This is a genomic window from Pseudomonas sp. OE 28.3 (assembly GCF_014268205.2).
GTDB lineage: Bacteria > Pseudomonadota > Gammaproteobacteria > Pseudomonadales > Pseudomonadaceae > Aquipseudomonas > Aquipseudomonas edaphica.
The window spans coordinates 5,203,316-5,216,533 of sequence record NZ_CP077082.1 but is presented as its reverse complement, the minus strand read 5'-3'; the positions used below and the strand labels follow the sequence as shown (position 1 = coordinate 5,216,533).

At 57.4% G+C, this 13,218-nt stretch carries 16 protein-coding genes and 1 tRNA gene; 9 read left to right on the top strand and 8 right to left on the bottom strand.

The window, feature by feature from the left end:
• Position 1: 1 nt before the first annotated feature.
• From HU759_RS23340 to HU759_RS23330, 3 genes are all read right to left on the bottom strand, one after another.
• Positions 2-328 (bottom strand): Arc family DNA-binding protein, encoded by a 327-nt coding sequence (locus HU759_RS23340; RefSeq protein ID WP_003193592.1) that lies wholly within the window; start codon positions 326-328, stop codon positions 2-4.
• Positions 329-720: 392 nt separating this feature from the next.
• Positions 721-900 (bottom strand): PA3371 family protein, encoded by a 180-nt coding sequence (locus tag HU759_RS23335; RefSeq protein WP_170039824.1) that lies wholly within the window; start codon positions 898-900, stop codon positions 721-723.
• Positions 901-911: 11 nt separating this feature from the next.
• The gene (locus HU759_RS23330; protein WP_099548206.1) at positions 912-1,139 is read right to left on the bottom strand and encodes a hypothetical protein; all 228 of its coding nucleotides are present in this window, start codon (positions 1,137-1,139) and stop codon (positions 912-914) included.
• A gap of 325 nt (positions 1,140-1,464) precedes the next feature.
• Between HU759_RS23330 and HU759_RS23325 the strand changes: the two genes are divergently transcribed.
• Together HU759_RS23325 and HU759_RS23320 are read left to right on the top strand one after the other, a co-directional pair.
• Positions 1,465-1,541, top strand: a tRNA-Arg gene (locus HU759_RS23325).
• Between the two features lie 282 nt (positions 1,542-1,823).
• Positions 1,824-3,215 (top strand): MFS transporter, encoded by a 1,392-nt coding sequence (locus tag HU759_RS23320; RefSeq protein ID WP_017138393.1) that lies wholly within the window; start codon positions 1,824-1,826, stop codon positions 3,213-3,215.
• A 61-nt stretch (positions 3,216-3,276) separates the two neighbouring features.
• Here the strand turns inward: HU759_RS23320 and HU759_RS23315 are convergent, their stop codons facing one another.
• From HU759_RS23315 to flgA, 4 genes are all read right to left on the bottom strand, one after another.
• Positions 3,277-4,026 (bottom strand): flagellar brake protein, encoded by a 750-nt coding sequence (locus tag HU759_RS23315; protein WP_170039835.1) that lies wholly within the window; start codon positions 4,024-4,026, stop codon positions 3,277-3,279.
• 96 nt (positions 4,027-4,122) lie between these two features.
• Positions 4,123-4,593, bottom strand: a complete 471-nt coding sequence (locus HU759_RS23310) for a flagellar protein FlgN (protein WP_170039837.1) — start codon at positions 4,591-4,593, stop codon at positions 4,123-4,125.
• A 48-nt stretch (positions 4,594-4,641) separates the two neighbouring features.
• On the bottom strand, positions 4,642-4,968 hold the full coding sequence (flgM, locus tag HU759_RS23305; protein ID WP_138452185.1) for a flagellar biosynthesis anti-sigma factor FlgM: 327 nt from the start codon (positions 4,966-4,968) through the stop codon (positions 4,642-4,644).
• A gap of 159 nt (positions 4,969-5,127) precedes the next feature.
• Positions 5,128-5,886 carry a flagellar basal body P-ring formation chaperone FlgA gene (gene flgA, locus HU759_RS23300; RefSeq protein WP_026013793.1) on the bottom strand — a complete coding sequence of 253 codons (759 nt, stop codon included), beginning with the start codon at positions 5,884-5,886 and terminating at the stop codon, positions 5,128-5,130.
• Positions 5,887-5,981: 95 nt separating this feature from the next.
• Here flgA and HU759_RS23295 point away from each other — a divergent pair, with 95 nt between their 5' ends.
• Complete coding sequence (locus tag HU759_RS23295; RefSeq protein ID WP_017138388.1) at positions 5,982-6,914, top strand: chemotaxis protein CheV; 933 nt, start codon at positions 5,982-5,984, stop codon at positions 6,912-6,914.
• A gap of 44 nt (positions 6,915-6,958) precedes the next feature.
• Positions 6,959-7,786 carry a protein-glutamate O-methyltransferase CheR gene (gene cheR / locus HU759_RS23290; protein WP_017138387.1) on the top strand — a complete coding sequence of 276 codons (828 nt, stop codon included), beginning with the start codon at positions 6,959-6,961 and terminating at the stop codon, positions 7,784-7,786.
• Between the two features lie 89 nt (positions 7,787-7,875).
• Here the strand turns inward: cheR and HU759_RS23285 are convergent, their stop codons facing one another.
• The gene (locus HU759_RS23285; protein ID WP_170039839.1) at positions 7,876-8,655 is read right to left on the bottom strand and encodes a hypothetical protein; all 780 of its coding nucleotides are present in this window, start codon (positions 8,653-8,655) and stop codon (positions 7,876-7,878) included.
• Positions 8,656-8,980: 325 nt separating this feature from the next.
• Between HU759_RS23285 and flgB the strand changes: the two genes are divergently transcribed.
• The 5 genes from flgB (at position 8,981) to HU759_RS23260 (ending at position 13,191) form a co-directional block, all read left to right on the top strand.
• Positions 8,981-9,388, top strand: coding sequence for a flagellar basal body rod protein FlgB (gene flgB, locus HU759_RS23280; RefSeq protein ID WP_003214246.1), 408 nt, complete (start codon positions 8,981-8,983; stop codon positions 9,386-9,388).
• 3 nt (positions 9,389-9,391) lie between these two features.
• On the top strand, positions 9,392-9,844 hold the full coding sequence (gene flgC, locus HU759_RS23275) for a flagellar basal body rod protein FlgC (protein WP_017138385.1): 453 nt from the start codon (positions 9,392-9,394) through the stop codon (positions 9,842-9,844).
• A gap of 16 nt (positions 9,845-9,860) precedes the next feature.
• Entirely contained in the window at positions 9,861-10,592 is a 732-nt protein-coding gene (gene flgD, locus HU759_RS23270; protein ID WP_017138384.1) for a flagellar hook assembly protein FlgD, read from the top strand.
• Positions 10,593-10,623: 31 nt separating this feature from the next.
• A complete protein-coding gene (flgE, locus tag HU759_RS23265; protein WP_017138383.1) occupies positions 10,624-11,934 on the top strand; it encodes a flagellar hook protein FlgE in 1,311 nt (436 codons plus the stop codon).
• A 327-nt stretch (positions 11,935-12,261) separates the two neighbouring features.
• Complete coding sequence (locus HU759_RS23260; RefSeq protein WP_225933069.1) at positions 12,262-13,191, top strand: hypothetical protein; 930 nt, start codon at positions 12,262-12,264, stop codon at positions 13,189-13,191.
• Positions 13,192-13,218: the final 27 nt, after the last annotated feature.

Sequence of the window (13,218 nt, the reverse complement as noted above, 5' to 3'; positions counted from 1 at the left end):
ATCAATTGGCTTCTGCGGCCGCCTCAACGTCGTGCGCGATAAGCGAGACGAGAGCATTTTGCTGGCGGTGGGAGAGCTGACGAAAACGCTGCAGCAGTTCGCGTTCGTGTAGTGACAGCTCAGGGCTGTCCAGGCGCATGCTCAACTCTTCGCCCAACGCACCTTCCTGAATAAGGCTCTGCTCCAGGCGCGCGATGATTTCGGAGTTCATGCTGCGGTGATGATTGCGAGCCACCTCGGCAATGCGTTCCCGCATTCCGTCTGGCAGACGTACGACGAACTTGTCAGCCGTACGGCTGGAATAAATTGCCTGTTTCAATGGGCGCATATATTTAACCGGTTAGTTCAGGGGAGCGGTTTTTGGAATTGGCCGCAAGATGAGTGTTAAGACAAGGCTCACGACCAAAGTTCAACCCGAATTGCAAAGAGGCCGCATCATGCCTCAGATTTGACATTTCCTTGGCGTCAATTCTGTGACAAATATTGAACTGACTAAAGGCTTAATGCCAGCACTCATTTGCATTTTTGCGGACTGGTTGGAAAACTTTTCAACGCGTCATTCCTCTGGGGAACTTCCCGTAAGTCCAGGCTCGCGCAGGGATTGAGGCCGCATATCCTAAAGCAAAGTGGCCTTTTGCCCTTATCTTTAAGACTAGTGGCAATTTGCCGATTTGCTAGGGCGGGGCGACATAAGGTCGAGGGAGGGAGGTGGCGCAGAGATTACCGCAAAACGGGGTCGAATTTGATTTTGCGGCCCATGAAAAGCGTCAGCACAAGCAGGCTCGTGAATACGCCGGCTGCGACCATTGCAGCAGTTTGTCCATCTTCGGAGCTGGCGCCCAGGCCCAGGAGGCCAGTGGCGACAGTCAGGCATAAAAACAGCCAGGCGGATTTGCTCATGAATGGCGTCCTTAGAAAACCCAATGTTCGGATGCCGGTGCAGTCTGGGTGCCTTGGGTCAGGCGTACCGGCGATTGCGCGTTGGGCGTCATCACCGCCAATTGCGGGCGTTGTTGCAGATGGTGCGGCACGGCCTGGCTAAGTTGCGCAGGATCATTACTGCCGGTGGATTGGAAATGAAACATCACCAGTGCAGCCAAGGCTATGGTGTTGAGGGCTAACAGAAGGGCACTGTTCATGGTCATGTTCTCCGCTAAACGCCGTGGCTGGATGGGTTTGTAGGAGAAGTATTGCAGGTCCCGTGCCAATCTATTATTTCATTAAAATCAATGACTTGAGTCTACTTTAAAGCGGCGTCGGGTTGCAATTTGCAATGATGGCATTTTGGGGTAATGCATTTTGCACGACAGCATCCAGGCCCCGTGGCTGCGGGGCAACGCGGGCCTCGGTCGAACAAGGATCGGCCTACACTCAAAAAGCCCACGGACGACATGACAAAACCCACCTTGGCCGTTAACATGCACGCCGTCCGTCGCTGTGCCCCGTGCCCGATGGCTGTCATTTGTCCCAGTAGCTCAATTGGATAGAGCATCCCCCTCCTAAGGGGAAGGTTGGCCGTTCGAACCGGCCCTGGGACACCATCTTCAAAAGCCCTGCACAGGTTGTCCTGGCAGGGCTTTTTTGTGCGTGCCTGCAACACCGGTCGAACCTTGCCGCCTATCAGGGTTCACAGCAGGTGCGCAGTGTGTTTCTCGTCGCTTTTGTACGTTGCATATGTACCTTGCATGCGGCCAGGCAGCGTCTGAACGATTAAGCAAAATATTCCCCGGAAAACGGCCCGCTGCGTCTGTCCGCTCCCGGCAACCCCGGACTATCATGCTGATAGCCCTGTCCCTCACTGCAAGGAGCCGCTCGGAACGCCGATGCGCCAGATCTGGAAATCTTTTCGAGCCCTTTATTTCGCCTCCTTGATGATGTTGATCGGGTCCGGCCTGCTCAGCACTTACCTTGCCTTGCGTCTGGCAGCCGACCACGTCGACAGCCTGTGGGTGGGTGCGCTGATGGCGGCCAACTACTTCGGCCTGGTGCTGGGCGGCAAGATCGGGCATCGCCTGATTGCCCGCGTCGGGCATATTCGCGCGTATGCCACCTGTGCCGGGATTGTCGGCGCGGCGGTGTTGGGCCACGGCCTCATCAACTGGCTGCCGGCCTGGATTGTGCTGCGGATGATCGTGGGCCTGGGGATGATGTGCCAGTACATGGTTATCGAAAGCTGGCTCAATGAGCAGGCGGACGCCAAGCAGCGCGGCGTGGTGTTCAGCGGCTACATGATCGCCTCCTATCTCGGGTTGGTATTGGGTCAGTTGATCCTGGTCATGCACCCGCAGCTTGGCCTCGAATTGCTCATGCTGGTGGCGCTGTGCTTTGCCTTGTGCCTGGTGCCGGTGGCCATGACCCGACGCATTCACCCGGCGCCGCTGCACCCTGCGCCTATGGAGCCGCGCTTCTTTATCAAGCGTGTGCCGCAGTCGCTGAGTACGGTGCTGGGCGCGGGGCTGATCGTTGGCTCGTTCTACGGCCTGGCGCCGTTGTATGCCTCGCAGCAAGGCTTGAGCACCGAGCAGGTCGGTCTGTTCATGGGTAGCTGCATCTTTGCCGGTCTGTTGGTGCAGTGGCCATTGGGTTGGTTGTCGGACCGCTATGATCGCGCCTTGCTGATTCGCTGCTTTGCCTTGTGCCTGGCGGTGGCGGCGTTGCCATTGGCCGTGATGACCCAAGTGCCGCTGGAAGTGCTGTTTGTGGCTGGCTTCCTGTGTTCGCTGGTGCAGTTCTGCCTGTATCCGTTGGCTGTGGCGTTCTCCAATGACCATGTGGAAGGTGATCGCCGCGTGTCGCTGACGGCCATGTTGCTGGTGACCTACGGCATCGGCGCGAGTGTCGGGCCGCTGTTGGCGGGTGTGGTGATGAAGCTGTTCGGCAGCCACATGCTGTACGCCTTTTTCAGCCTGTGTGCATTGGTCCTGGTATGGCGGATCCGGCCGAAGGCGGTGACTAACCTGCATCAGGTGGACGATGCGCCGCTGCATCACGTGGCGATGCCCGACAGCATGTCCAGCTCGCCGCTGGTGGCCTGCCTTGACCCGCGGGTGGATGAAGCGGTGGTGCAGGAGCAAATGCAGAGCGTGGTGCCCGACCCGGAACCTGAAATCGAAACTGACCCGCAACAACCCGCGGATGAACCGGCTTTTGAAGGGCCGCCGGAGCCTCTGGGGCCGGACGAGCATCCCCACGACTTGAGTAGGGCACGCCCCTGAAAGCAAAAACGGGCAGATCCCATCAGGATCTGCCCGTTTTTATTCATACGGCCTTTAAGGCTTAAAGGTCGTCGTCTTTGTCAAAGCGCCGCGCTTCACGCTGCAACTGATACACAAAACGTTCAACCTGGCGCTGAACCAAGCCGCTCATGTTATGGAAGCGCACGCCGGCGAAGGTGGTGTTGATCTTGTCTTCGACGTGCAAGTAACGCAGCTCCACCGAGGTGGTCATGCTGCCAAAGGGCAGGGCGGCGATAAAGCGGTCATAGACCTGGCCCAGCTGCAGGCGATCGGAAATGTCGCCTTCAAAACGCAGCTTGCAGCCGGTGGCGGAGATGTCCAGCAGTTTGCCGTTGATCGGTGCCTTGAGCTTTTCGCCACCCAGCTCGATGCTTACCAGTTGGGCCAGCTTCAACGCTGCCCGAAAGGCATTGCGACGCTGATGGTAGACCACCTCGTCGGGCATGCTGCCGGTGTAGATGCGGTGGCCGCCTTTTTCACTGATGGTCAGTGTGCCGTTGCTTTCCCAGGCGACACGCACACCGTCATGGAAACCTTCAATGCGGAACGGTTCGCCGTTCTCAAGGTAGCGTTCACCGTCGCGGGGGATCATTTCGTCCAGGGCGAGCGTTTTGCTGTCCCGATCTATATCCACCAGATAGCTTTGGAACCGCTGGCTGCGTTCATGGAAAGTGATAATCAGCGGGTCATGGCTTTCTTGCAGCATTCGCAACGTGCTGGCGATTTCCAGAGGCGTGGTGAGCACCTTGGGTGGCTGCGGAGCATCTTCCGCATTAAGGGCGTTGAACACGGTTCTTCCATCTCCAGGCAAAATACGACTACACGCAAGAACCGGCATTTTGCCAGCATGTAGCGCGCCTTGGATAGGGCGCGCTGTAAACCGGTGTCAGGCTTGGCTGCGGGTGCTTGGCTTGACCAGGCGCGAGGTCGACCCTTGGGCGTTGTACAGCGCCGGAGGCTCTCCGCCGTGGAGTATACGCAACTGGTTGGCGGTCGTTGCCTGCTGTAGCTGGATCGATTGGCCGTTGAGCAGGTTGGCTTCCTGGCACTGGGCGAGCAATTGATTGAGTGCGGTGCTCTGCGCCAGCAACTGTGCGCCTACCGAGGAGTGGCTGGCCAGTTGTGCCAGGCCGTCATGATCAGCCGGCAGGCCCAGGCTGATGAGAATTTCGCTGCGCTTCTTGCCATGCTGCTCCAGCAGCACGATCAGCGACTGTTTGCGCGCCAGGATTTCCTCCAGCAAGCGCATATCCCGGCCATAGAGGGCCAGGGATTCTTCTTTGAGCAGCTCGAGCAGAAGTTGCGTCGGCGCCAGATCATCAATGATCAGTTCAAGCAGATGTTCGTCGTGGTGCATGGCTGGCCTTGGGTTTTAAGCGTCCACAAGCCCTGCGCAGGCCTTTGCCTAGCGCTCGGCTTCGAAGTTAAGCAGCTTGCTGGCTACACGGTTGCTGTCGACCTTATAGCTGCCATCAGCGATTGCCTGTTTCAATTCGGCCACGCGGGCTTTATTGACAACGGGTTGATCGCGCAGCGAGTCAGTGACCTTCTGCAACTGTTGAGCCTCATTGCTCAGGTGTACCGATTCCCCGCTCTGGCTGGCGCTGGCCTGTTCTGTCTTGGCCGCAGGTGCTGGCTGGGACTTGGCTTCTACGCCGTCCTTTGCCCCGCTGGTGCGCGTATTGCCCGGCAAAGCCTGGGTGTTATTTAAACGACTGAAATCAATGACCATGTTAAAAAAACCTCTGGGTATTTGGACGCTTGCCATGTTTTCGGCCATACCCGGACAAACTTTAGGCTCGTTTGACAATAAACCTGTACAGGTCGACATCCCACGCACAGTGTAGGAAAACCTGGCGTTTCACACCAGTGATCTCACAGCGGTGATCTTCTATAGCGCCACCTCAACCTGGCCCGGCGCGGTCACCTGCGCCTTGATCACACGGTTGGAATTGAGGTTCTTGACCCGGATCTGCTCGCTCATCCCGCCGTTGGACAGCGCCTCCCCCGGCATTTTTACCATCAGCCCGCCGCTGCTGGCGGAAATCACCACCTGGTCGCCCTTGCGAATCACCTCAGCCTGTTCCAGATGCACCAGCGTAATGACCTGGTCGGTGACCATTGGTCGGGTCAGTTTCTGCCCGATGGCTTGGTCCACAGCGGTGAGGTAACCCTGGTTGATCAGGCTGATGTCGCGTTCACGCAGGGCCACGTCTTCAAAACCAATGATGCCGGTGCGTTTGAGCGGGCGTGTGACCACAACCACATCGCGGAACAGTTTGACCTGTGCCGGTACAAACACGGTCCAGGGTGAGGCGCCCTCGCAGCGCACTTTTACCGTCACGCGGCCGATGGGCTGGGCCGGGCTTTCGAGGCTGGCCGTCAATTCCTTGTCGCACATAGGCATGCGCAGGCGCGGGTCCAGTTGGTTGACCTGGATTTCGTAACGCCCCGGCGTTTGGGTGGTCGCCAGATAATCTTCTACAGTGAACTCAAGAAAGCCTTGGGTGACGCCGATAAGGAGATCAGGCAAGGTGACATTATCTGCGCGAGCCGTGGTGCCCGAGCCCAAGGCAAGCAAAGCCATCGTTGCGCAGAGCAATCTGCGGTACCGTGGGATGCGTCGGAAAACTGTCGTTTTAAGGTTCATAGACCAATAAATAGCAAAGCCCGTGCCGTTTAGTGTTGGGTGAGCGTCGTTGCCCTTGTAGGTATAGCCAAAGGTTTTAGCGTAGGAGTCAAGGCATGGCAGGAGTAATGGACTCAGTAAACCAGCGCACACAGCTGGTAGGGCAGAATCGCCTGGAACTGTTGCTTTTCCGCCTGGACGGCAAGCAGCTGTACGGCATCAATGTGTTTAAAGTGCGGGAAGTGCTGCAGTGCCCCAAGCTGACCATATTGCCTAAATCCAGCCCGGTGGTCTGCGGCGTAGCGAATATCCGAGGCGCGACCATCCCGATTCTCGACCTGGCCATGGCCACCGGTTCCTCGGGGTTGCAGGACCGCGAAAGCCCCTTTGTGATCATCACCGAATACAACACCAAGACCCAGGGTTTCCTGGTGCGCTCGGTGGAGCGCATCGTCAATATGAACTGGGAGGAGATCCATCCGCCGCCCAAGGGCACCGGGCGCGATCACTACCTCACGGCGGTGACGCGGGTCGACAACCAGTTGGTCGAAATCATCGACGTGGAAAAGATCCTCGCCGAAGTCGCACCCACCTCGGAAACCATTTCGGTTGGCGTGGTAGACGCCGAAACCGCACACAAGGCGGTGTCGCTGCGTGTGCTGACGGTGGATGACTCCTCGGTGGCGCGCAAGCAAGTCAGCCGCTGCCTGCAAACGGTCGGCGTGGAAGTGGTGGCCTTGAACGATGGTCGCCAGGCCCTGGATTACCTGCGCAAGCTGGTGGACGAAGGCAAGAAGCCGGAAGAAGAGTTCCTGATGATGATCTCCGACATTGAAATGCCGGAAATGGACGGCTATACCCTCACGGCCGAGATACGTAACGATCCACGCATGCAAAAATTGCATATCATCCTGCATACTTCATTGTCGGGCGTATTCAATCAGGCGATGGTCAAGAAGGTCGGTGCTGATGACTTCCTGGCCAAATTCCGCCCTGATGACCTGGCATCCCGGGTAGTCGACCGGATCAAGGCAGCAGATCACGGCTAGGGGGATTTCCTCCTGGCGGTCACACGATTTAAGAGGCGGTATCATTGTCTACGGGTAATTTGGATTTCGAACAGTTCCGGGTCTTCCTGGAAAAAGCCTGTGGCATATTGCTCGGTGAAAACAAGCAGTACCTGGTATCCAGCCGTCTCAACAAACTGATGGAACAGCAGGGCATTAAATCCCTGGGTGAGTTGGTCCAGCGCATCCAGGGGCAACCGCGCAGTGGGCTTAAGGAAATGGTGGTAGATGCCATGACCACCAACGAAACCTTGTGGTTTCGTGATACTTACCCCTTTGAAGTGCTCAAGAACAAAGTGCTGCCGGAGGCCATCAAGGCCAGTCCCGGCCAGCGCTTGCGCATCTGGTCGGCCGCCTGTTCGTCGGGGCAGGAGCCGTACTCGATCTCGATGTCCATCGATGAGTTCGAGCGCACGAACATGGGCCAATTGAAGGCCGGCGCGCAAATTGTCGCCACCGATTTGTCCGGCACCATGCTCACCAACTGCAAGACCGGCGAGTACGACAGCCTGGCCCTGGGCCGCGGTTTGTCCCAGGAACGCTTGCAACGTTTCTTCGACCCCAAAGGGGCAGGACGCTGGGCGGTCAAGGCGCCGATCAAGAGCCGGGTGGAATTTCGCTCGTTCAACCTGCTCGACAGCTATGCCAGCCTGGGCAAGTTCGACATGGTGTTCTGCCGCAATGTGTTGATCTACTTCTCGGCAGAGGTGAAGAAAGACATCCTGTTGCGCATTCACGGTACGCTCAAGCGTGGTGGTTATTTGTTCCTGGGTGCATCCGAAGCGCTCAACGGCTTGCCGGATCATTACCAGATGGTGCAGTGCAGCCCCGGGATCATTTATCAGGCCAAATAAAGGTGGCTTGAGCATAAAAAAAACGGGAAGCCCCGCAAAGGCTTCCCGTTTTTTATGCGCGCCAAGCGCCAGTTTTTTACGGGCGGTGGTCAGGGTTTGGGTGTCATTCGGATATTGCCCAAGAATAGAAGATGGTTCCTGCTGGGGATGGTCTCGTTGAAAATACCCAAATGCACGGTGCCGGTACTGCTTGCGGTAAATGTCCCGGTTCCGGTTTGTGTTGATGCGTTGGTTATGTTTTGTACGTTGGCGCCGATTCGGCTGCCGTTAACCGTCAGGTACAGCGTCGAGCCATCTCCGGCGGCTGTACCACCCAGGACGTCAAAGCTGACATCGTAGATGCGCCCAGCGATGACCGATACGGGTTGGGTGATGATGTGAGCCTTGGTTACCTGGCTGCTGGGCAGGTCAACGACCACGCTGCCGTTGACGATGTGCAGCACCCTGCCTGCATAAACTGACTGAGGTACCCAGCCCTGGAAGGTGCCATCGGCGAAATCCCACACTGTGCCAGGAACAGGCACAACGATGCCGCCGGCATCGATGGACACGGTTGCGTTCGGCGCAAAGTACACGTCGCTGCCACGTCGAACGCGTAGTATTAAAACAACATTGGTGCCTGACTTACCGACAATGATTGAACGGTGAGTCAAAAAGTTGAGCCCGGCCTCGTCTTTCTCCACCTCAAAGCTCAGGTTGTACGTTCTGCCTCTTTCGCCGATCAAATTTGCGTTGACGAAATCACCCTGCTTGACGGCAAAGGGGCAAAACAATTCAACCGCATTGCCGATCAGCAGTCTGGTCGAGAGGTTTGGAATGGGTAGCGCGTTGTCCTGCAGGACGAATCTGAGGGGGGGAATAGTCAGCATGGTGTGCCTCTGCTTTATGCATGTAGGGGGTCACCCGATGAGGCACGCAAAGACGTAGGCGCAACAACTGTCAGAAATGACAGTGCAGACGAGCGGTCAAGGTATCTGGCGCACTGGGGCAGCCTGTTGAAGGATTGCCACCGGGTGTAAAAGCGGCAACCGCCATTGCCGCTTTACTGGCGCCACGCGGAAGCCCATTGCCGCTTTTCTGGCATTGCCGCCGGCAAACCTTGCGCAAACCCTTGTAATACGGGCCTTCGGCGAATTGGCATGGGCCTTGCTATAACCCAGATACGAAAAGCAGGTCAGCCTAAAGGTTTCCGCCATGAGCATCAGCTTCGATAAAGCGCTCGGTATCCACGAACAAGCCCTGGGCTTTCGCGCCCAACGTGCCGAAGTCCTGGCCAACAACATTGCCAACGCCGACACCCCGAACTACAAGGCTCGGGATTTGGACTTCTCCGCCGTGCTCGCCGCACAGCAGGACAAGACCAAGAACGGCACCTTTGCCTTGAACATGACTAACAGCCGTCATATCGAAGCGCAAGGCCTGGGCAATGGTGACGAGTCGCTGCTGTATCGCACGCCGATGCAGCCGTCGATCGACCAGAACACCGTCGACGCCCAGCTGGAGCAATCGGCCTACGCCGAGAACTCGGTGAACTTTCAGGCCAGCTTCACCCTGCTTAACAGCAAATTCAAAGGGCTGATGTCAGCCCTGCGCGGAGAGTAAGCCATGTCCCTCGCCAGTGTTTTCAATATTGCCGGCAGTGGCATGAGCGCGCAGACCACGCGTTTGAACACCGTCGCCAGTAACATCGCCAACGCCGAGACCGTGTCTTCGAGCATTGACCAGACCTACCGCGCCCGTCACCCGGTGTTCGCCACCATGTTCCAGGGCGGCCAGGCCGGCCAGAGCGGCAGCGGTGATTCACTGTTCCAGAACCAGGATGCGGCGGGCCAAGGCGTGCAGGTGCTCGGCGTGGTCGAAGACCAGAGCAACCTGGAAGCCCGCTACGAGCCTAACCATCCGGCCGCGAACGAAAAGGGTTACGTGTACTACCCCAACGTCAACGTGGTCGAGGAAATGGCCGACATGATTTCCGCCAGCCGCTCGTTCCAGACCAACGCGGAAATGATGAACACCGCCAAAACCATGATGCAGAAGGTCCTGACCCTGGGTCAGTGATAAGGGGCGCCAAATAATGGCCATTGTTGATACCACTTCTACACCCAACACGGCGGTTCAGGACCTGTTCAACTCCAAGGTCAAGACTGCCACAGACAACAGCGGCCTTGATGGTGCCGCCAAGGCGGCCACGGGCAACCAGGCGCTGGGCAAGGATGCGTTCCTGCAACTGCTGGTGACCCAGCTGAAAAACCAGAATCCGCTGTCGCCTCAGGACAACGGCGCGTTCGTGGCGCAGCTGGCGCAGTTCAGCAGCCTGGAAGGCATCAACACCCTGAACGACTCGGTGAATGCGATCTCCAGCAACTTCAGCTCTTCGCAAGCGTTGCAGGCCTCGTCACTGGTTGGGCGTTCGATCATCACCCAGACCGACAAGGCCATGGTTGATACCAGCAAGAGCATGACCGGCTCGGTGGCGGTGACGGCAGCGACAGGCAACGTCTCGGTAAAAATCACCGACAAAGACGGCAACGTGGTGCGCACTATCGACATGGGCGCCCAAAGCGCCGGCAATTCAAGCTTTATATGGGATGGCAAGAACGACAAAGGTGAAGTCGCCCCCGCCGGCACTTATACCTTCGCGGCCAGCACCAAGAATGACAAAGGCGACTCGGTTGCCCTGTTGACGTCGCTGCCGGCAACGGTCACCAGCGTGACGTTGAGCAAGACCGGCGGCGAAATGCTGCTCAACCTTGCAGGCGGCATGGGCAGCGTCAAGCTGTCGCAAATTCAGACTATCGGTACATAGAGCCGGCTAAATACGGCAGAAGGAGAGAAACATGTCTTTTAACATCGGCCTTAGCGGCCTCTATGCGGCCAACAAACAACTGGACGTGACGGGCAACAACATTGCCAACGTTGCGACCACCGGTTTCAAATCGTCCCGTGCGGAGTTTTCCGACATCTACGCGGCGTCCAAACTGGGCACTGGCCAGAACAGTGTCGGCAGCGGCGTGAACCTGGCGGCGGTGTCCCAGCAATTCACCCAAGGTGACGTCAACAACACCGGCGGCTTGCTGGACATGGCGATCCAGGGCGGTGGCTTCTTCGTGCAGAAGGGCAGTGACGGTTCGCTGGAATACACCCGCAGCGGCACCTTCCGTTCGGACAAAGACGGCTACATCACCAACAACACCGGCACCTCGCGCCTGCAAGGCTACGCCGCGGACGCCGATGGCAACATCATCAAGGGCGCGCTGACCGACCTGCAATTGAACCTGTCGAACCTGCCGCCCAAGGCGTCCACCAAAGTGGACTCCACCAGTAACCTGAACTCTTCCTCGCCGGTGATCGATCAGGCGGCGCACCCGTTCGATCCAACCGAGTCCAGCTCGTTCAGCACCCAGTACAACACTACGCTGTACGACACCCAGGGTAACGCGCACCCGATGGTGCAGTACCTGGTCAAAACGGATTCCAATACCTGGAAGTCCTACACCCTGATCGACGGCCGTAACCCAGACGGTTCGGCGCCTACCGGCACAGGCTCGACGCCACCGGTGGCATCGACGTTGAGCTTTGACGGTGCTGGCAAACTCACCGGGATTGTCACCGGGGGCACCTCCAGCACTACCTTGCAGCTGACTGGCTGGGTGCCGGGTACAGTGACCAATGGCGTGTGGACCAAAAACGGCGCGAATGCCAACCCTGGCGGTATTGCCATCAACATGGGCAACATCACCCAGTACAACTCGGCCACCTACCGTAACCCACCGGTCACCGATGGCTATGCCACCGGCCAGATCACCGGTCTGAATATCGACGGTAACGGCGTGCTGTTCGCCACCTTCAGCAACCAGCAGAGCAAGGCCATCGGTCAGCTCTCCCTGGCCAGCTTTAACAACGAGCAGGGTCTGCAGCCGTCGGGTGGCACCACTTGGAAAGAGACCTTCGCCTCGGGCCAGCCGGGTTATGACGCCCCGCAATCCGGCACCTTGGGTTCGATCGTGTCCAAGTCCCTGGAAAACTCCAACGTCAACCTGACCAACGAGCTGGTGGACCTGATCAAGGCCCAGAGCAACTACCAGGCGAACGCCAAGACCATCTCCACCCAGAGCACCATCATGCAGACCATTATTCAGATGACCTGATGCGGTTGGCCTGACACTGCTGTGAATGAAAGCCCCTCTAGCGAGGGGCTTTTTTTTGCCTGCTATTTGGATCAGCAACCATTCCCACCCTTTGCTCAATTGCGAGCTGACAGGCCTTTGTGGAACCGACCTCGCCGTTCTTTCCACTTATCGGACTTAAAGGTGCTGGATCTTAGGGGGCGGGGTATGTGGAATTTGTCGGTGTCTGGCCCTGGGGCTGGAAGTGTGCGTTATGACGTCAGTGGCGCGGGGCAAAACCTGTGGGGCGCTAACCCTACAGAGGAAAAAAAGGATGACGTAGAGGCCGATAAAAAAACCGTCGCCCAGATGCTCAAACAGCTGGATGACGCCGAAAAGGGCAACAAGAACCAAACTGCCCAGGACTTGCGGGACAAGCTCAATGAAAAGCGTAAAGCGCTGGGGGAGGAGAAGTTCAAGGAGATCCTTGAGCAGTTGAAGAAGGACGCGTCCACCGATTTGCTCGCGTTGTTGAAGAGGCTGTTTCCGGATTTATTTGCGGATGAGCCGTCTCCAGCGCCAGCTCCTGGACCGTCACCAGGTGGTGGTGGTGGTGGTGGCAGGGTAAATCCGAAGAATTTCGGCGGTAGCGAACCCATGAGTAATCTACCGATTACCGACGGTTCCAAGCATTTCAACTACAAGCCAGATGCAAGCAACCCAGGTAAAAAGCCGGACAATATCTGGAGTGGTTTCAGCCAAGGCCCTGACGGCAATTGCGTCACCGTTTCCGCGATAAAGGGGGCGATGATGAAGTTTGGTCAAAAACCTACCGACGTCTTCAAGGATGTGAAGGAGACGGGAGGGGGTTACTACGTAAAAATGCGAGACGGTTTCGAGCTTACTTTATCTAAGGGTGAGTTAAGGCATGCAGCCGCTTACGCGCAGTTCAAGGGCGATAATCCGGGCATGATTACCGACGCAAACTTCATGTATGCCGCGAGCGCCAAGCGGGCTCAAATGGAGGGCAATGGCTACGATGACAACCCCAATGCTGCAAAACAGAGTTTCGCTCATGCGATGCAAAGTTTGAACAATGGCGAAATGGGTTGGGAAGCGCTGGACCGGCTTGGCCTGAAAGACCTCTACAGGCGGTCTTCGAGTTCCGAGTTGGCAAGTGGCAAGCTGGGTGTTGTGGATTATGGCCACCATTCAATGGCGGTGATTGGCGGGCGTATTGAATTGTGGGGTGGGCGCGGTGAAGGGCCCCAGGAAGGCAACGCCTACGCATTCGTGTAGCGCAAAAAAAACCGATAAACCCAAATG